Origin of the sequence: Candidatus Allofournierella merdavium (genome assembly GCF_944382735.1) — a bacterium.
Taxonomy (GTDB): domain Bacteria; phylum Bacillota; class Clostridia; order Oscillospirales; family Ruminococcaceae; genus Allofournierella_A; species Allofournierella_A merdavium.
This window is the reverse complement of sequence record NZ_CALWND010000002.1, coordinates 1-18,708: the sequence shown is the minus strand read 5'-3', so window position 1 is coordinate 18,708 and position 18,708 is coordinate 1. Positions and strand designations below refer to the sequence as shown.

Here is an 18,708-nt window from a genome sequence, read left to right as displayed (position 1 = left end):
GGCCATCGGCCCCGGGCGGCGCAGGTCTGCAATCCTGGCGCGCCCGGGCCCGCCGGAAAAAGGAGTTTTATTCATGTCGTTTTGGGACGTCACTCTGGAACTGCTGAAAGGGTTTCAAACCACCGTCGTGATCTTTGCCGGCACACTGGCCGCGGCGCTGCCGCTGGGGCTGGTGGTATGCTTTGGCTCCATGTGCCGCTTTGCACCGCTGCGCTGGCTCACCCGCACCTTTATCTGGATCATCCGGGGCACCCCGCTGATGCTGCAGGTGATCGTGGTGTTTTATGTGCCGGGCCTCGCCTTCGGCATGCCGGTACAAAACCGGCTGGCGGCAGTGCTGGCGGCCTTCATCATCAACTACGCGGCCTATTTTTCCGAGATCTACCGGGGCGGCATCGAGGGCGTTCCCCAGGGTCAGTGGGAGGCCGGACAGGTGCTGGGCATGACCCGGGGGCAGATCTTCCTCCGGGTGGTGCTGCTGCAGGTGGTCAAGCGCATCCTTGCCCCCATGAGCAACGAGATCATCACCCTGGTGAAGGACACCAGCCTCGCCCGGGTCATCGCCGTGGGCGAAGTGATCCGGGCCGCCCAGGACATCACCGCCCAGCGGGCGCTGCTGTGGCCGCTGTTCTACACCGGCGTGTTCTATCTTGTTTTCAACGGCGGGCTGACGCTGCTGTTCGGCTGGGCCGAAAAAAAGCTGAGTTATTACAGGGGGTGACGGACATGGCGATCCTGGAGGTGAAGGGCCTGCGCAAGGCCTTTGGCGGCACGCAGGTGCTGCGCGGCGTGGATTTCAAGCTGGAACAGGGCCAGGCCCTCTCCATCATCGGCTCCTCCGGCAGCGGCAAGACCACCCTTTTGCGCTGTCTGAATTTTCTGGAGACGCCCGACGAGGGCCAGCTGTATGTGAAAGGCGAGGAACTGTGGGGGCCCGCATGCACCCAGCCGGTGCGGCAAAAGCGGCTGCACTTCGGCCTGGTGTTCCAGAACTTCAATCTCTTTCCCCAGTACACCGCGCTGCAGAACGTGACTCTGGCCATGGATCTGCTGGCCCGGGAGCGGCTGGGCAAGGCGGGCGCCAAACAGGCAGCGGCGGAAAACCGGGCGCAGGCGCAGGCGCTGCTGGGCCAGGTGGGCCTTGGCGACAAACTGAGCCACTACCCCTTCCAGCTGTCCGGCGGGCAGCAGCAGCGGGTGGCCATCGCCCGGGCGCTGGCGCTCCGGCCGGACATTCTGTGCTTCGACGAGCCCACCAGCGCCCTGGACCCGGAACTAACCGGCGAGGTGCTGCGGGTGATCAAGGGGCTGAAGAGCCGGAACACCACCATGATCGTGGTGACACACGAGATGGAGTTTGCCCGCAACGTGTCCGACCAGGTGCTTTTTATGGCGGACGGCGTGATCGAGGAGGCGGGAACGCCGGATGAGGTGTTCGGCGCCCCCCGGCGGGAGAAGACCCGGGCGTTCCTGGCCAACTGCCTGCGCCCGGTTTATTGAGAGCGCAGCACCTGCGGCAGCTTTCCCCTTGTGCGGCGGCAAGGAATGTGGTATTGTTTAAACAGCATCGCACCGGGCGGGCGGTGGTCTTCCACCGCCCGCCCGGTTTGCACCTGAACGAGGATTCCCGCCACGGGTATTCCGCGTGTAGACCTTAACGAGACGGAGGAATGAATATGATCCGCATTGGTATTATGGGTTACGGGAATCTGGGCCGCGGCGTGGAGTACGCCATTGCCCAGAATCCGGATATGCAGCTGGCCGCCGTGTTCACCCGGCGCGACCCCGCCTCCATCCGCACGGCGACGGCGGGCGTGCCGGTGCTGGCCGCCGACAGCGCCGCCGACATGAAGGACGAGATCGACGTGATGATCCTGTGCGGCGGCAGCGCCACCGATCTGCCCGAGCAGACCCCGGCGCTGGCCCGCTGGTTCAACGTGGTGGACAGCTTTGACACCCACGCCCGCATCCCCGAGCACTTTGCAGTGGTGGACGCCGCCGCGAAGGAGGCGTCCACCCTCGGCCTGATCTCGGTGGGCTGGGACCCGGGTCTGTTCTCGCTGAACCGGGTATACGCCAGCGCCGTGCTGCCCCAGGGCGAGAGTTACACTTTCTGGGGCAAGGGCGTGAGCCAGGGCCACTCCGACGCGATCCGCCGCATCGAGGGCGTGCAGGACGCGCGCCAGTACACCGTTCCGGTGGAGAGCGCGCTGGAGGCGGTGCGCAGCGGCAGCCAGCCCGTTCTGACCACCCGGCAGAAACACACCCGGGAGTGCTTTGTGGTGGCCAAGCCCGGCGCGGACACCGCCCGCATCGAAAAAGAGATCAAGGAGATGCCCAACTACTTTGCCGACTACGACACCACCGTGCATTTCGTCAGCCAGGAGGAACTGCTGCGGGATCACGCGGGCCTGCCCCACGGCGGCATGGTCATCCGCACCGGCAAGACCGGCCCGGAGGGCGCCAATACCCATGTGATCGAGTACCGGCTGAAGCTGGACTCCAACCCCGAGTTTACCTCCAGCGTGCTGGTGGCCTATGCCCGCGCCCTCTGGCGGATGTACCAGGCCGGCGAGCGCGGCTGCAAGACCGTTCTGGACGTGCCCCCCGCTCTGCTCAGCCCCCTGAGCGGCGAGGAACTGCGCGCCTCCATGCTGTAATGTTCAAAAGCTTTGCGAAAGGAGTTCTCCCATGAAATTTTCCATGATCCATGAAAACTACAATGTGAGCGACCTGGACCGCTCCCTCGAATTTTACCGACAGGCACTGGGGCTGGAGGAGGTGCGCCGCAAGCCGGCGGCGGACGGCTCCTTCATCATCGTATATATGGCCGTGCCCGGCGAGCCCTTTGAGCTGGAACTCACCTGGTTGCGGGACCATCCCCAGAAGTACGACCTGGGCGAGTGCGAATTTCACCTGGCCTTCCGGGTGGACGACTACGACGCGGCCCATGAAAAGCACAAGCAGATGGGCTGCATCTGCTATGAAAACCCGTCGATGGGCATCTACTTCATCCAGGACCCGGACGGATACTGGCTGGAGATCGTTCCCACCCGCGCATAAAATTTGCCCGGCCGCATCCGCGGCCGGGCTTTTCTGCGCCGTTTGGGGCTGTGGTCAATCCTGCCCGCTCACATGGAGGCAGCACAGCATCACAAAGAACACCACAAAGAGCAGCACCAACACGCAACGAACGATCATTCCCCTCTCCTCCTTCGCCGGTCCTGCCCTGATTCTATCCCTTTTCTGAAAAAAAACGGCTCGCAGTGTGGCGGCTGTTTTTGTTTTTGCATACCATGGACTAACGAAAGGGGTGGATCCTTGTGAACAATCAGACCGCGAATGTGGATTTCTACTTGGGCGCGCTGGGCCCCCATGGTTTTCACGGATACTTTGACCGCCTGTGCCAGGAGCCGGACCGGCAGATGTACCTCATCAAGAGCGGCCCCGGCTGCGGCAAGAGCACGATGATGCGCGACGTGGCCGAGGCGTCGGCCCTGCCGGTGCAGCGCATTCACTGCTCCTCCGACCCGGACAGCCTGGACGGCGTCATTCTGGAGGAGCCCCGCGCCGCCGTGGTGGACGCAACGCCTCCGCACGCGCTGGAACCGGCCTGTCCCGGCGCCTGTGAGCGGGTGGTGAGCCTGTATCACACGATGGACGTGGCCCGGCTGACCGAAAACCGCGGGCAGATCCTGCGGCTCTCGATGCGCTGCAAAGCGCTGCAGGAGCGGGCGGCCAGCTACATCGCCGGGGCCGCAAAGCTTCTGGCGGACAGCCGCGCCACCGCCGCCTGGTCCACCGACACCGACAAAGCGCTGGCCTTTGCCGCGCGGCTGGCGCTGCGCTATCTGCCCCGGGGCGAGAGCGCGGGCGAGGAGCAGGTGCGGCTGCTCAGCGCCGTGACGCCCAAGGGAATCCTCACCTTTTACAACACCGTGCCCGCCCTGGCGGACACCGTCGTGGTGCTGCACGACGAGTACGGCCTGTGCGGCCGGCTGATCCTGGACGAACTGCGCAGGCAGGCGCTGCGCCGCGGGTACAGCATCATCAGCTGCCCCTGCCCGCTGGGCACCGGCGAGACCGAGCACCTGTTCATCCCCGCGCTGCGGCTGGCCTTCCTCACCTCCAACAGCTGGCATCCCATGGACTTTGAGGGCCAGAAAAACATCCACTGCCGCCGCTTTGAGGACAAATCCAAGCTGCGCTGCCGCAAAAAGCGCCTGCGCTTCAACCGCCGCGCCGCCGCGGAACTGCTGGGCCAGGCCAGCGCCATGCAGCGGGAGGCCAAGATCAGCCACGACGCCATGGAACAGTTGTACGGCGCGGCCATCGACTTTGCCGCGGTGGACCGGGCGGCGGCGGAACTGCGCGCGGAACTCGGCCTGTAAAGTCCAACAGGTTTCCATATTTTGACAGCGCCACAGCCCAGCTTTTTGTGCAGACAAAGCGTGTTTGTGGTACAATGGGTGCCAAAGGCGGAAGGTTTTTCGCCTTTGGCACCCATTTCTTGTGTGTGAAGGGAGGCGCGGCGCGTGGCACAGGTACACCTTTCGGTGCGGCAGCTGGTGGAATTTCTGCTGCAGACCGGCAGCATCGACAGCCGTTTTGCCGGCTTTGACCGGGCCGCCGAGGGCGCGCGCATCCATCGCCGCCTGCAAAAGGCGGCCGGCAAGGGCTACGACGCCGAGGTCTACCTCAAACAGGAATACACCGTGGAGGGGGTGGACTACCTCATCGACGGGCGGGCGGACGGCCTTTTCACCGAGGACGGACTGGTGACGGTGGACGAGATCAAGACCGTGACTGTGCCGCTGGAGGAGATCACCGAGGAGATGCAGCCGGTCCACTGGGCCCAGGGGCAGGTGTACGCCGCCATGTGGGCCCGGCAGCAGGGTCTTGATGAGATCGGCGTGCGCCTGACCTACTTTCAGGTGGACGAGGAGCAGATCGTGCGCTTTTCCCGCCGGTTTTCCGCCGATGAACTGGACGCCTTTGTGACGGACCTTCTGGCCCGGTACGCTCCCTGGGCCCAGCGGGCGCAAAGCTGGCAGGAGCAGCGCACCGGGAGCCTGCGGGCGCTGCGCTTCCCCTTTTCGGAGTACCGCGCGGGCCAGCGGGCCATGGCGGCAGGGGTCTACCGCACCCTGCGGGACGGCCAGCGACTGTTCTGCCAGGCGCCCACCGGCATCGGCAAGACCATGAGCACCCTGTTCCCCGCCCTGAAGGTAATGGGCGAGGGCTGCGACGGGCGCATCTTTTACCTCACCGCCCGCACCACCGCCCGCGCCGCCGCCGAGGGCGCGCTGGCGCGGCTGCGCCAAAGCCAGCCGGGGCTGCGCCTCAAAAGCATCACCCTCACCGCCAAGGACAAGGTATGCCTTTTGGAGAAGCGGGAGTGCACGCCGGAGGCCTGCCCCTACGCCCGGGGCTACTACGACCGGGTGCGGGACGGGCTGTGGCAGGCGCTGGACGAGGACGACTTCACCCGCGCGAAACTGGAGGAACTGGCCCGGCGCTTCCAGCTTTGTCCCTTTGAGTTCGGGCTGGACCTCTCCCTCTGGTGCGACGTCATTGTGGGCGACTACAACTATCTGTTCGACCCGGTGGTGAACCTGAAGCGCTTTTTTGAATCGGGCGGCGACCATCTGTTCCTGGTGGACGAGGCCCACAACCTGCCCGACCGCGCCCGGGAGATGCACTCGGCATCGCTGTGCAAGAGCGAGGTGTACCGTTGCGTCAAGCTGCTGGGCAAGGGGCGTGGCCGGCTCAAGACCGCCCTGGGCCGGCTCAACCGGGCCTTCATCGAACTGCGGCGCCAGTGTGAGGAGCAGCCGGAGCGCACCTTCTTTTCCGCCCCCGCCCTCACCGCCTTCGACCGCTGCGTGAGCCGGGTCACCGGCCCGGCGGAGGAATGGCTGGAGGAGCACCGGGAGGGCGAGACGCACGACGCGGTGCTGGAACTCTATTTCCAGCTGCGGCAATACCTGCGGGTGGCGGAGTGGTACGACGACCACTTTGTCACCCAGGTGAGCGCCGGCGGCGGCGAGGTGCGGGTGTGGCAGCTGTGCCTCGACCCCAGCGCCTTTGTGGACGCCAGCCTCGCCAAGGGGCGGGGCGCGGTGCTGTTCAGCGCCACCCTCTCCCCCGCCGGCTATTTCAAGGACATTCTGGGCTGCGCCGAGGCAAAGACCGCCGCCCTGCCCAGTCCCTTCGACCCCGCGCGGCTGGGCCTTTTCTGCGCCGCCGACGTGAGCACCCGCTACCGGGACAGGCACGGGAGCCTGGAGGCCATTGCCCGCTACCTGCGCGCCATGGTGGCCGGACACACAGGGAACTACATGGCCTTCTTCCCCAGTTACAGCTATCTTTCCCAGGTGCACGAGGCGTTCTGCCGCCTGTTCCCGGAGGTGGAGACCCTGGTGCAGGAGGCGGGCATGGACGAGGCCGCCCGGGAGGGGTTTCTCGCCCGGTTCACCCCCGCCCCTTCCGCCTCGCTGCTGGGCTTCGGGGTGCTGGGCGGGGTGTTTGGAGAAGGAGTGGACCTGGCGGGCCGGCGGCTGATCGGCGCGGCCGTCGTGGGGGTGGGGCTGCCCCAGGTGGGGCCCCGGCAGGAGATGCTGCGCCGCTATTATGAGGACACCCGGGGCGACGGGTTCGACTACGCCTATCGCTTCCCCGGTTTCAACAAGGTGCTGCAGGCGGCGGGCCGGGTCATCCGCACCGCCGAGGACAAGGGCGTGGTGCTGCTGATCGACGACCGGTTCTCCTTCGCCGCCTACCGCCAGCTTTTTCCCGAACACTGGCGGCACTGCCGCTTTCTGTACGGGCCGGATGAACTGGAAGGGCAGCTCGCCGCCTTCTGGGACGGGCAGCGGGCGGATTGACAAAAACAGGCGCGAGCCCCCGGAAAAGGGGTTCGCGCCCATTTTTTCGCTCATTGATCCACCGATTTAAAGGTCACATTGCTGCCTTCGATGGTGATGCTCATCGTGTGGTCGTGGAGTTTGCCGTCCTCCCCTTTCTGCCGGAAGGACACCGCGCCGCCGCCGAGGTATTCAAATTCCGGCTCGTCCGGAAGCTGCGCATCGGTGCCGCCCATGCGGCAGGCGCCGTCCGCGCCCAAAAAGGCAACGCCGGCGGTCCGGGCATCCCCGTTCCGGAACAGAACGGCTCCCACGAGGCCGCTGGCCTGGTCGGGGAAGGTCACACAGTCCACCATCTCCCAGTCTTCTTCCCTGCCGGCCTTGTACAGTTCCAGAACCTCCTCCTCGGTCCAGGTCCGGGAGGCTTCGCTCCGGCCGGCGCTTTCGCTTTGCTCACTGGCGGGAGGGGCGGGCGTTGCTGTGGGCGTTGAGACGGGCGTTGTTCCGCCGCCGCAGCCGGTCAGGGCCAGCGCGAACGAGGCGGTCAAAACGAGAGCAAGCATTCGTTTCATCGTGCAGTCCTCCGTAGCAGCGGGCATAGCGGCCCGGGCTTCATTCCTCCGGCAGCCGCTTGCGCAGCAGGCTGTGGGGCGGCAGCGGCTCCTCGCTGGGCATGGTGTAGAGCATCATGGGATGGGGCGTGCTGGTGACGTTCTCCCCTTCGGCGTTGCGCAGCCATGGGGGCGAAAGCTTCACCACCTCGCCGCTGGGCGTCAGCGCCTCCAGTTCGTCGCCCAGGGTGAACTTGCCCCGCTGGGTGCATTTGGCCAGCCCCTCGTGCCAGCTTTCCACCACGCCCACAAACTCCCATTTGCGCACATAGCCGCCGGTCTTCGTGTCCTGCCGGGCCTTCTGAGGCCCAAAGTAGAACCCCGGCGAATAGCGGCGGTGGCTGGTGCGGTCCAGTTCGTCCAGCACCCGCTCGGGGCACAGAAAATCCTCCCCCGGCGGGGTGGCGAGAAAGGCGTCCAGCGCCTGCCGGTAGGCGCTGGTGACGCTGGCCACATAGTAGAGGGTCTTGGCGCGGCCCTCGATCTTGAGGCTGTCCACCCCGGCGGCGCAGATCAGGTCGATGAAGGGCGCGGTGCACAGGTCGTTGGCGTTCAGGATATAGCTGCCCTCCTCCGTCTCGCCGATCTCCATGTACTGCCCGGGCCTTGTCTCCTCCATCAGATAGTACTTCCAGCGGCAGGGCTGGGCGCACTGGCCCCGGTTGGCGTCCCGCCCGGCGAGGTACTGGCTGAGCAGGCACCGCCCGGAGACGCTCATGCACATGGACCCGTGGACGAAGGCCTCCAGTTCCAGATCCTCCGGCGTGTTGGCCCGGATCTCCGCGATCTGCTGTAAGGTCAGTTCCCTTGCCAGCACTACCCGCTTGGCCCCCAGTTCCCAGGCGGCGCGGGCGGCGGCCCAGTTGGTGACCCCCGCCTGGGTGGAGAGGTGTATCTCCGCCTCGGGGGCATATTGCTTCACCATCGAGAGCACGCCCAGGTCGGCCACGATGAAGGCGTCCACTCCGGCGGCCCAGGCGTCCCGGATGGCGCCGGGGATCTGCCGCAGCTCCTCGTTGGTGGGCAGGGTGTTCAGCGTGAGGTACAGCTTTTTGCCCCGGGCATGGCAGAGGGCCGCTCCGTCGGCCAGCTGTTCCGGCGTGAAGTTCTGAGGCGCCGAGCGCATGCCAAACTCTGGCAGCCCGGCATACACCGCGTCCGCCCCGTAGCGCAGGGCGTATTCCAGCCGCTCCAGGTCTCCCGCGGGGCTGAGCAGTTCCGGTACCGGCAGCATGGTCATCTCTCCTTTTCATAAAGCGGGGCGCTGAAAGTTTTCTTTCAGCGCCCCGTCTGTCGCTTTACTGCGAGAACGCGATGCTCTTGTTGCGCTCGTGCTCGCTGATGGTCTTGGCGTAATAGTATTTGCCGTTCTTGTCGGTGACAAAGAAGTAATATTTCCCCTCCAGATACTCCGGGTCGGGGTTCAGCGCGGCCACGATGGCGTCGATGCCCGGGTTGGAGACCGGACCGGCGGGCAGGCCCTCCCGCTCGTAGGTGTTGTAGGCCGCGTAGATGTTGGCGGGGATGTTGTCCCACCCGCCGTAGTAGGGGGCGATCCAGTTGTAGATGTAGTTGTTGTCGTCCGGGTTCTGGACGTAACTGCTCACGTTGCTCTCCATCCGGGGATAGGGCGAGCCCTCCGCCAGCCGGTTGTGGAACACGGCGGAGACACGGGCGTCCTCGGCGTTGCCCGCCTCCTCCTGCACAAAGCTGGCCAGGGTGATGGCCTCCTCCAGGGTGAAGCCCTGGTCCGCCGCCTGCTGGCGCAGCTGGGGGGTGACCTGGCGGTCAAACTCGGCGTAGAAGGTGTTCACATAGTTGTAGACCGTGTCGTCCAAAAAGAACTCATAGGTGTTGGGGAAGAGGTATCCCTCGCACTTCATGAAGATGTCCGGGTCGTCCGGGATCTCGTTCCAGAACTCGTACTGGCTGAAATCCGAGCCGTCCTCGCCGTTGGCGCAGGCCAGAAACTCCTGGGCGGTACACAGGCCGTTCTCCTCCATCAGCTGCGCCATCCGCTGCGCGGTCAGCCCCTCGGGGAAGGTGACGGTGACAGTGTCCCGCTTGACGTACTGGCTCAGGGTCTCGATGATCTCATCGTAACTCTCGCCCTTGTACAGGGTGAATTCGCCGTATTGCAGGCTGCCGGCGGCCTCTTTGTAGCGCAGATAGTACTTGAAGACGAGGGGGCGTTTGATGACCCCCGCCTCGGCGAGGCGGTTGGCGATGGTGGTGGGGCCTTCGCCCTGCTCAACGGTCACCGTGACCTCCTCCATGGTGGCGTTTTTGCCGGCGATCTCTCCGATCACCGACGCGCCCCAGATGCCGCCGCCGATCAGCAGAACGACAAACAGCAACAGCGCGATCAGGCAGCCGCTGGGCCCCCGCCTGCGGCGGCGCGGGCGCTGTTCCCGGGTTTCCCGTGGCTGGTTGTTCATATTCACTTCCTACCTTTTTTGTTTATTCTTCATCGTCCAGCATCAGGCGCATATAGGCATCCTGCACATCAAAATGCTGGCCGAAAAACCGGATCATGCCGTAATCCCGCGGCGCGCCCTCGCCCAGAAAGAGCGTCTGGCTTTCGCCCAGTTCCAGCACCGCGCTCTCGGCGCCGGTCTTCTGGCGGGCGGCTTCCAGCAGGAGTTCGGCGGCGTGGTCGCTGTCCGCAAAAAGCTCCACAAAGCGCATCTCGCTCCCCTTTTTGAAAAAGAGGCCGTATCCGTGGTCGGTGCACAGGCTGGTGACGCCCATGCTGTACAGGTCGGTGAGCACCGCCGTGTATCCCTTTGCGTCCAGTTCCACCGCTTCCGGCACATACTTCTGGCGCAGTGCCTGCAGCCCCTTCACCGTGACGGTGTCGAACTCCGCCTGCGCCCACAGATTGTTGCGCACGGAACGGTGCAGCACCCGTTTTGAAAATGCTTTTTCAAAGCCGCGTTTGGCATAAAACGCAAAGAGCGGCGCGTTTGCGGGGATCAGCACCGCGAAGGCCGCGCCCCGGCGGGCCAGTTCTTCGCCGGCGGCGTCCATCAGGGCGGTCATCACGCCGCTGCCCCGCTGATCCGGCCGGGTGGTGAGGCCGTAATAATACACGCCCTTGCGGCCGCGCAGCGTCACGGGCACCGCGCAGAGCAGCGCCGTGCACACGCCGTCCTGCCGGGCGGTGAACACGTTCCCCTCTCCGGCAAACTCCTCCAGCACCGTGCGGGCGAACTGCAGGGTTCCGCCGAAGGAGTCGACGAACAGCTGCGCCAGTGCGGGAAATTCCTCCCGCCTCGCCAAACAGTCCATGATTGCTTTCCCTCCCTTTCGGCGCATTGCGCCCCGGTCACTTGTTCAGGGCGGCCAGATACTTGGGTTCGATGATATCCGGGTTGTAGGACAGCTTTGCCGTCCGCAGGCCCTCGTCGCCCACATCATCCTCCCGGTTGATGAGGTCAAAACCCGCGCAGACGTTGCGGGCCATCTCCCGGTTGATGATATTGTAGGCTCCATTCACATCGTACAGGGCCTTCTCCACATGGGTATCGAACACCCGGTCGTTGATGGGGCTGCCGAAGGAGAAGGCGACGATCTTGCCCCCCGCTGTAATGTAGCCGCCCCGCAGGTCCAGCCGGTCAAAGTGATTGAACAGCATCTCAATGGATTCGTGTTCGGTCTGGATGCCGGGATTGTCCTTGTTTTCGTACAGCTGACACCAGGCGTTGTTGAACTCCCGGATGGCGGGCAGATCCTCTTTGGTGAGGAAATGGAACTGCCAGTCGGGGTTTTCACGGATAAAACGAGACACATGGTTGCGTTTCTTCTGAAAGCGGCGGCCGGGCAGTTCCGCCAGATTGGCCTGCTCGTAGATGTAGTCGTAGTCCGCCCGGTCGGAGGTGATGGTGAATTTGCCGGGATACCACTCCTCCAGCTGGGTCTTGGCCTCCAGCGTGACAGAATACAGATACATGGGGCGGCCGATGCGCTCGGCGTCCCGCTCCATCGCCTCAAGGGCTTTGCGCTCGTCGCCGCTCTTGCCGGCGGGCCAGAGGTAATAGCAGGCGTCGCCCACATCGCTGCGGATGAGCACCCAGTCATCGTATTTCGCGATGTGGGTGTTGTAGGCGTGGCTCCACATGAACTGGGTCACAAAAGAGTAGCCGCAACACATATAGTTGCTGGAGCGCATGATGGGCGCGGCCCAGGCAAAATCGTCGATGGAAATGGGATGAAATTCGATCATAAAACCTCCTTGATCGTTTCGAGAAGGTCCGCGTGGATGGCCTCAATGGAGCGCATCGCTCCCTTCTCGGTGCAGGAGACCTTGCGCCAGCCCAGCGCGCGGGCGCAGTAGTCCGCCGCCTCGTGGCTGCGGGCCAGGTAGGCAAGGTCCTTTTCGTGTATGTCCTTTTTGCTCTCGTCGCCCTTGTAGCGGGCGGTCATCAATCGTTGGCTCACCGCCGGATCCGCCTCCAGGTAGATGACGCGGTCCGGTGCGGGGATGCCGATCTTGTTGTATTCGAAGTCGAACAGCCAGTCCAGAAAGGCGGGCCACTGCTCCCTCGGCAGCTTGGAGCACTGGTGCACCGCGTTGCTGGTGGTGTAGCGGTCGGAGACCACAATGCCCCCGCCGCGGTAGAAAGCGCCCCAGTTGGTCTTGTAGCTGGCGTAACGGTCCACCGAGTAAAAGGTGGAGGCCGCGTAGGCGTTCACATCGTCGGGGTGGCTGCCGAATCTGCCGACCAGATACATCTTGATGAGGGCGGAGGAATCGCTGGCATAGTCCGGGAAGGAGATTTGCTTCACATCTTCCCCCTGCCTTGCCAGCGCCTCGGTCAGGCGTGCCGCCTGGGTGGCCTTGCCGCTGCCGTCCAGCCCTTCGATCACGATCAGCTTGCCGCTCACTGCCCCAGGGCCTCCTCCTTGAGTTTTTTGTATCTTTCCCGCACAGCCGCGGCCTCGCCGCAGGTCATGGCGCCCTCGCTGCACGCCCCCCGCACGCAGGACGGGCCGGCCATGGCGAACAGGGCCGGCGCGATGGGATACACCAGGCGCAGCATCTCCTCCGCCAGCGTCCGGATCTCCCACTGGGCGCGGGCGCAGCAGCGGTGCTTGAAGAAGTTGTGCAGGCTGCGGGCGTTCATGGTCACGATCATCTTGGTGTCGCAGGCGTTGGGCAGCACGAAGCGCGCGTCCTCAATGGCAAGCTTTTCCGCTTTACGGGCAGCTTCCTGTTCGCTCATCCCCCGCTGCATCAGGCGGCGGATGTGGCCGTCCTTGAGCAGGGCCGCGATGCGCCGGTACTCCTCGCCCTGCTGGTCCATCGCCTGCCGGAAGGCGTCCAGCGCCTCGGGGTCGGCGGCGATCTGGGGTGGGGTGACATATTCGAACTCGTCCAGCCGCACATAGCGCTGGCTCTGGACGCTATAACTGGCGATGCGGTGCCGGGTGATCTGGGCCAGCAGGCTGCGGCTGACCCCCTCGATGGCAAAGGTGAAGCTGACGTGCTCGGTGGGGCTCTCGTGGCCCAGCTTTGCCAGCTTTTCCACGAACTCCCGGCTTTTTTCCGGCGTCAGGCCGGCCAGCAGATCGTCCACGCCGGCGCTGGAATAGCACAGCTTCGCCGCGGCGGCGACCACCTTTTCCGGCTCGGGGGTGTGGGCGATGAGAGACACTCGGAGCATATGAAACTTCCTTTCTCAGTCCTCCAGCAGGGTGAGGGGGGCGTAGTTCGCCATGGTCTTTTTGATGCCGGCCCTTTCAAACTGGATCTCCACGATGGTGTCGCCGGCGGCGGGGGTGGCCTTGAGCACCACGCCCCGGCCGAACACCTTGTGTTCCACCTTGTCGCCGGGCTTGAACATCGGCTTTTTGCCGCCGGCCAGGCGCGGGGCGGGCGCGGCGCCCACCGTGGGCCCAAAGCCCGCAGAGCGGCCGGGGGCCGCGCCGGGAGCGGGGGCCGCGGTGCGATTCCAGCCGCTGCCGGCGCCGGGCGTCCAGCCGGTGACGCTGCCCCGGGAGGGCCCGCCGGAGGACGCGCCGCCAAAACTGCCGAAGCCGAAGCTGCGCCGGGCGGCCATGGGGCTGGCCTGCTCGTCCAGCAAGGAGGCGTCGATCTCCTCCAAAAAGCGGGAGGGCCGGTTGCGGCGGGTCTGGCCGAAGATCATACGGCTCTGGCTGCAGGAGAGGTACAATTCCTTGCGGGCGCGGGTGATGCCCACATAGCACAGGCGGCGCTCCTCCTCCATATCCTCGTCGGAAAAGCGGCTGAGCTCGCTGGGGAACACCCCTTCCTCCATGCCCACGATGAACACATAGTCGAACTCCAGGCCCTTGGCGGAGTGCATGGTCATCATCACCACCACGTCGGTCTCCTGGTCGTAGCTGTCCAGGTCGGAGATGAGGGCGACCTCCTCCAAAAAGCCGGCGAGGCTGGCCTCGGGGCCCTTCTGGTCGGCGTAGGTCTTGACGCTGGAGATCAGCTGGCCCAGGTTTTCCAGCCGGGACGCGCCCTCATCGCCCAGGTTCTCCAGCATCTTTTTGTAGCCGGTGATCTGCAGCAGCTCGGTGACGAAGGAATCCAGCGGCAGGGTATCCGCCGCCTCCACCAGTTTTTGGTAGATGCCCCAGAAACCGTTCAGCGCGCCCGCCGCCCGGCTGATGGAGGGATAATCCGCGGCGTGACGGCAGACTTCCAGCAGGCTGACGCCCAGGCCGGAGGCGATCTCCGCCATCTTGTCCAGCGTGGTGCCGCCGATCTTGCGGGCCGGCTCGTTGATGATCCGGCGCAGGCGCAGATCGTCGGCGGGGTTGGCCACGATGGACATGTAGGACAGGATGTCCTTGACCTCTTTGCGGTCATAAAAGCGCTGGCCGCCCACGATCTTGTAGGGGATGCCGGCCCGGGCGAAGTAGGTCTCGATGGGGTTGGACTGGGCGTTCATGCGGTAGAGCACCGCGTGGTCCCGCAGGCGGGCGCCCTCCTTCAGGTGGCGGCCGATCACCGAGGCGATGTGGCTGGCCTCGTCCTGCTCGTTTTCCGCCACATAGCAGTGCACCTTGTCGCCCTCGGAATTTTGGGTCCAGAGGGTCTTGCCCTTGCGGCCGTGGTTGTTCTTGATGACGCAGTTGGCGGCGTTCAGGATATTGGAGGTGGAGCGATAGTTCTGCTCCAGCCGGATGACCTTCGCGCCGGGGAAATGCTGTTCAAAGTTCAGGATGTTCTCGATGGTGGCGCCCCGGAAGCGGTAGATGCTTTGGTCGTCGTCGCCCACCACGCAGACGTTCTGCCGCGGCCCGGTGAGCAGGCGCACCAGATGGAACTGGGCCACACTGGTATCCTGGTACTCGTCCACCAGAATATACTGGTACTTCTGCTGGTAATATTCCCGCACATCCTTGCAGTCCTGCAGCAGGCGCACGGTGTGGTAGATCAGGTCGTCAAAGTCCATGGCGCCGGCGCTCTTCAGCCGCTTCGCGTAGGCGGCGTACACCTTGGCCAGCAGCGCGGCCTTGGTGTTGGCGGCGGGCGCGTCCAGCGCCTCCTCGGGGCTGATGAGCTGGTCCTTCATGCGGCCGATCTGCCCCAGGGCGGATTTTACCGGCAGGAACTTGTCATCCACCAGCAGCTGCTTGTAGACCTCCTTCATCGCCCGTTCCTGGTCGCTGGTGTCATAGATGGTGAAGCTTTTGGGGAAGCCCAGCCGGTCCGCGTCCCGCCGAAGCATCCGCACACAGGCCGAGTGGAAGGTGGAGGCGTTCACGTCCGCACCCTCCGTCTCCCCCAGCATGGCGGCAAGGCGGGCTTTCAGTTCCCCCGCCGCCTTGTTGGTGAAGGTGATGGCCAGCACGTTCCAGGGGCGGGCGTTCTCCCGCCGCAGCATCGGCCACAGCGAGGGGGCGGGCGGCTGGCCCTCCAGCGCCGCCTTCAGATTCTCCACATCCTGCTCGGTGGCGGGGCGGGGCAGCCAGTCGGAACCGTGGGCCTGCCCGAAGCGGATGATGTTGGCGATGCGGTTCACCAGCACGGTGGTCTTGCCGCTGCCCGCGCCGGCCAGGATCAGCAGCGGGCCCTCGGTGGAGAACACCGCCTCCCGCTGCACCGGATTGAGACGGCCGAAGCGGCTTTCGATGAATGTATCGCGAAGGGCGACGAACGCCCGGTCAAGTTCCTGTGGCATAGATTCCCTCTCAAAGAACAGTATTGTCCCCGGCGGCGCCGGCCCATTCCGCCCGGCCTGCCTGGCATTACTTTTAACATTATACCACAAGTTCTTGATAAAGAAAATCCGCCCGGCCCAATATCTCGCAATTTTTGCTTCGCGGAGGCCATGCGCGGCCGGTTTCCTCCTTCCCGTTTCTTTTTTGGCGCCCATCTGCCGCGCTGCAAGCACCGGAAGGTTCCTTTCCGCCCCGGCGGGACCGGCCCATTGTGCGCAAACATCCTGCGCGCAACAGACCCTGCCCCCTTGTTTCGCCCCAATAATGGTCTTGTTGCACAAAAGCATTTAATAATTGAAATATATTATATATGTATTGTGTTATTACCGGGCTCGTATTATAATTGAATCGGTCGGATCAGACGGTAATTTTCACCCGGGCCCGCCAACAGCTTGCAGTTGATACAGGAGCCGCGCCATGAACAACAAACGATTCGAAATCTCCGCCAAAGACGCCGAAGCGGGCGGCCGATGCCGGCTGTTGGGTGAATCCCCCGCCCGGTTGCTGTACGCCGCCGCCGCGACCTGCGGCCCCAGCCTCGGCAGGGCGCCCCATACTCACAACTGCGTTGAATTTTTGTACATGGTGAGCGGCGTGGGGCAATTTCGCATGGGAGAAAACCTTTTCGCCGTGTCAAAGGGAGATTTTGTGATCGTTCATCCGCAGGTGGAACACGCCGGAAAAAATCTCTCCGCGCACCCGCTGGAATACATCATCCTGGGGGTGGAAGGGCTTTTGTTTCCGCCCGGTATCGAAAACCTGTATGGAGTATATCATTTCCACGGCGACCAGGAGTCTGTGCGGCGTATCTTGCAGCTGATCCTGCGGGAACTGGAGGATCGGCCCGCCGGCTACATCCAGATGTGCCAGGCGTTTCTGGAAATGCTGCTGATCCTTCTCGGGCGCTACACCGACTTTGCATCCAGTTTCGAGCCCACACGGCGCGTCGGCAGAGAGTGCGCCGTGGTAAAACGCTACCTTGACGCCAACTTTACAAAGAACATCAGCCTGGACCAGCTGGCGGAATTGGCCCATGTGAACAAATACTACCTGGTCCATTCCTTCAGCCGCGAGTACCACATTTCCCCCATCAGCTACCTGATCCGGCGACGGGTGAAGGAAAGCTGCCGTCTGCTCATCGACAGCGACTACTCCCTCGCGCAGATCTCGCGCCTGCTGGGCTTTTCTTCCCCCAGCTATTTCTCCCAGAGTTTCCGCAAACTGATGGGCATGAGCCCCATGGAATATCGCAAGCACAGCCGCGGGATGCCCCGGCGGCAGACTTGATCCCCGTATTTCCGTCGCCGCTCATCCGGCGGGAGACCGCCCGCGCCAATACCGTGGCGTGACCGGCAGTTTGTCCGCCGCGATACCCGGCGCCATGAAACTGTTTCGCATTACCGGGCCAGCGCCCGGCTCAACAAAGGGAGGTACAACACGATGTCCAGTCTTGCCGAGGGCTTTTTGCAGGAAGTCTTTGACGCCTATGATCTTGGAGGCCAGGTGGCGGGCGCGCTGCGCTACGGCCAGGGCCATATCAACGACACCTTTTGCGCCTATGTGCAGACCCCCGAAGGCGAGTGCCGCCGTTTCATCCTTCAGCGCATGAGTTCCGCTGCCTTCAAACACCCCGATCAACTGATGGCCAACATCGTGGGCGTGACCCGGCATCTGCGCAAAAAGATCCTGGCCGCCGGCGGCGACCCGGCCCGGGAGACCCTGACGGTGGTGCCCACCGCGAAGGGCGAAAGTTTCTTCACCGATTCCGAGGGCGGCGCATGGCGGGCATATCCCTTTGTGGAAAATACCATCTGCCTGCAGTCCGCCGAGACGCCGGAACTGTTTTACGCCTCGGCGCTGGCTTTCGGCAAGTTTCAGGCGATGCTCAGCGACTATCCCGCCGACACACTGTATGAGACCATTGAGCGGTTTCACGACACGGAAAACCGCTACAAGAACTTTGAGAGGGCGCTGGCGGCCGACGCGCTGGGCCGGGCCGCCTCGGCCCGGCCGGAGATCCGGTTCGTGCAGGAGCACAAGGCGGATTGCAGCGTGGCGCTGGAGGCGCTGCGTCAGGGCAAGCTGCCCCTTCGCGTGACCCACAACGACACCAAGCTGAACAACGTGCTGATGGACAAGGCCACCTTAAGGGGCATCTGTGTCATCGACCTGGACACCGTGATGCCCGGGCTCTCCATCAATGACTTCGGCGACTCCATCCGTTTCGGCGCCAACCACAGCGCCGAGGATGAGCGGGACCTCTCCAAGGTGAATTTTGACATCCAGCTCTACGACATCTACACCAGGGGCTTTTTGGAGGGCGCGGACGGCGCGCTCACCGGGGCCGAACTGGAATATCTGCCCTGGGGCGCAAAGCTGATGACACTGGAGTGCGGCATCCGTTTTCTGACCGACTATCTGGAGGGCGACCACTATTTCCACACCCAGCGTGACGGGCAAAACCTGGACCGTTGCCGCACCCAGTTCAAGCTGGTGCGCGATATGGAACAGCAATGGGACGCCATGGGGGCTGTGATCCAAAAATATGCCCGCTGACCGCTGCGTTTCAAGTCAGGACCCCCGGCAAAGCCGGGGGCTTGAGTAAGCCCTAGAAGGGCATAATACAGACAACGCCCCTCAAGGGGCCACGAATGGGTCGGCCAACTGCATTGCTGACTCATGGCGGCCCCTTAAGGGGCTTTCTTATACCTTGATATTCTTGCTACCCGTAAACGGGTCAATAAACTCTTTCAGGCTCATCTGGTCCGCAATCTGGTCCTCATCCAGCTGCCTTTTGATGTATTCCTGTATCTGCCTTTTGTTTCGCCCTACCGTATCGACATAGTATCCTCGTGCCCAGAAATGCCTGTCTCCATATTTGTATTTTAGATTCGCGTGTCTGTCGAAGATCATCAGGCTGCTTTTCCCTTTGAGATACCCCATGATTTGTGATACACTATACTTCGGAGGGATACTCAGCAGCATGTGAATGTGGTCTGGGCACGCTTGCGCTTCGATGATTTCTACTC

At 63.7% G+C, this 18,708-nt stretch carries 17 protein-coding genes; 8 read left to right on the top strand and 9 right to left on the bottom strand.

Annotated elements, in window-relative coordinates:
• Positions 1 to 73 precede the first annotated feature (73 nt).
• From ACH2A7_RS01470 to ACH2A7_RS01445, 6 genes are all read left to right on the top strand, one after another.
• The gene (locus ACH2A7_RS01470) at positions 74 to 721 is read left to right on the top strand and encodes an amino acid ABC transporter permease (protein ID WP_394959352.1); all 648 of its coding nucleotides are present in this window, start codon (positions 74 to 76) and stop codon (positions 719 to 721) included.
• A 5-nt stretch (positions 722 to 726) separates the two neighbouring features.
• Positions 727 to 1,500, top strand: coding sequence for an amino acid ABC transporter ATP-binding protein (locus tag ACH2A7_RS01465; RefSeq protein WP_394959350.1), 774 nt, complete (start codon positions 727 to 729; stop codon positions 1,498 to 1,500).
• Between the two features lie 170 nt (positions 1,501 to 1,670).
• Complete coding sequence (locus ACH2A7_RS01460) at positions 1,671 to 2,660, top strand: diaminopimelate dehydrogenase (protein ID WP_394959348.1); 990 nt, start codon at positions 1,671 to 1,673, stop codon at positions 2,658 to 2,660.
• A 31-nt stretch (positions 2,661 to 2,691) separates the two neighbouring features.
• The gene (locus ACH2A7_RS01455; protein WP_394959346.1) at positions 2,692 to 3,063 is read left to right on the top strand and encodes a VOC family protein; all 372 of its coding nucleotides are present in this window, start codon (positions 2,692 to 2,694) and stop codon (positions 3,061 to 3,063) included.
• 260 nt (positions 3,064 to 3,323) lie between these two features.
• The gene (locus ACH2A7_RS01450; RefSeq protein WP_394959344.1) at positions 3,324 to 4,391 is read left to right on the top strand and encodes a hypothetical protein; all 1,068 of its coding nucleotides are present in this window, start codon (positions 3,324 to 3,326) and stop codon (positions 4,389 to 4,391) included.
• Between the two features lie 144 nt (positions 4,392 to 4,535).
• On the top strand, positions 4,536 to 6,887 hold the full coding sequence (locus tag ACH2A7_RS01445; protein ID WP_394959342.1) for an ATP-dependent DNA helicase: 2,352 nt from the start codon (positions 4,536 to 4,538) through the stop codon (positions 6,885 to 6,887).
• A 50-nt stretch (positions 6,888 to 6,937) separates the two neighbouring features.
• Here ACH2A7_RS01445 and ACH2A7_RS01440 read toward each other — a convergent pair whose 3' ends face one another.
• From ACH2A7_RS01440 to ACH2A7_RS01405, 8 genes are all read right to left on the bottom strand, one after another.
• On the bottom strand, positions 6,938 to 7,438 hold the full coding sequence (locus ACH2A7_RS01440; protein WP_394959340.1) for a hypothetical protein: 501 nt from the start codon (positions 7,436 to 7,438) through the stop codon (positions 6,938 to 6,940).
• A gap of 40 nt (positions 7,439 to 7,478) precedes the next feature.
• A complete protein-coding gene (locus ACH2A7_RS01435; RefSeq protein ID WP_394959338.1) occupies positions 7,479 to 8,711 on the bottom strand; it encodes a U32 family peptidase in 1,233 nt (410 codons plus the stop codon).
• A 64-nt stretch (positions 8,712 to 8,775) separates the two neighbouring features.
• A complete protein-coding gene (gene mltG / locus ACH2A7_RS01430; protein ID WP_394959336.1) occupies positions 8,776 to 9,915 on the bottom strand; it encodes an endolytic transglycosylase MltG in 1,140 nt (379 codons plus the stop codon).
• A gap of 22 nt (positions 9,916 to 9,937) precedes the next feature.
• Positions 9,938 to 10,768 carry a GNAT family N-acetyltransferase gene (locus tag ACH2A7_RS01425; RefSeq protein ID WP_394959334.1) on the bottom strand — a complete coding sequence of 277 codons (831 nt, stop codon included), beginning with the start codon at positions 10,766 to 10,768 and terminating at the stop codon, positions 9,938 to 9,940.
• Between the two features lie 37 nt (positions 10,769 to 10,805).
• Entirely contained in the window at positions 10,806 to 11,702 is an 897-nt protein-coding gene (locus tag ACH2A7_RS01420; protein WP_394959332.1) for a DUF2156 domain-containing protein, read from the bottom strand.
• Entirely contained in the window at positions 11,699 to 12,364 is a 666-nt protein-coding gene (locus ACH2A7_RS01415) for a dTMP kinase (RefSeq protein WP_394959330.1), read from the bottom strand. The genes ACH2A7_RS01420 and ACH2A7_RS01415 overlap by 4 nt, the downstream gene beginning before the upstream one ends.
• A complete protein-coding gene (gene thyX, locus ACH2A7_RS01410; protein ID WP_394959328.1) occupies positions 12,361 to 13,143 on the bottom strand; it encodes an FAD-dependent thymidylate synthase in 783 nt (260 codons plus the stop codon). Before thyX ends, ACH2A7_RS01415 begins: the two co-directional genes overlap by 4 nt.
• Positions 13,144 to 13,158: 15 nt before the next feature.
• The gene (locus ACH2A7_RS01405) at positions 13,159 to 15,639 is read right to left on the bottom strand and encodes an ATP-dependent helicase (RefSeq protein ID WP_394959326.1); all 2,481 of its coding nucleotides are present in this window, start codon (positions 15,637 to 15,639) and stop codon (positions 13,159 to 13,161) included.
• Between the two features lie 457 nt (positions 15,640 to 16,096).
• Here ACH2A7_RS01405 and ACH2A7_RS01400 point away from each other — a divergent pair, with 457 nt between their 5' ends.
• Both ACH2A7_RS01400 and ACH2A7_RS01395 read left to right on the top strand, forming a co-directional pair.
• On the top strand, positions 16,097 to 16,966 hold the full coding sequence (locus tag ACH2A7_RS01400; protein ID WP_394959324.1) for a helix-turn-helix domain-containing protein: 870 nt from the start codon (positions 16,097 to 16,099) through the stop codon (positions 16,964 to 16,966).
• Positions 16,967 to 17,119: 153 nt separating this feature from the next.
• Positions 17,120 to 18,235: a phosphotransferase enzyme family protein gene (locus ACH2A7_RS01395; RefSeq protein ID WP_394959322.1), complete on the top strand. Its 1,116-nt coding sequence runs from the start codon at positions 17,120 to 17,122 to the stop codon at positions 18,233 to 18,235.
• 147 nt (positions 18,236 to 18,382) lie between these two features.
• On the opposite strand, the gene tnpA is transcribed toward ACH2A7_RS01395, so the two are convergent.
• Positions 18,383 to 18,708 (bottom strand): IS200/IS605 family transposase (gene tnpA, locus ACH2A7_RS01390; RefSeq protein ID WP_394959320.1); only part of this gene is annotated, 326 nt, incomplete at its 5' end.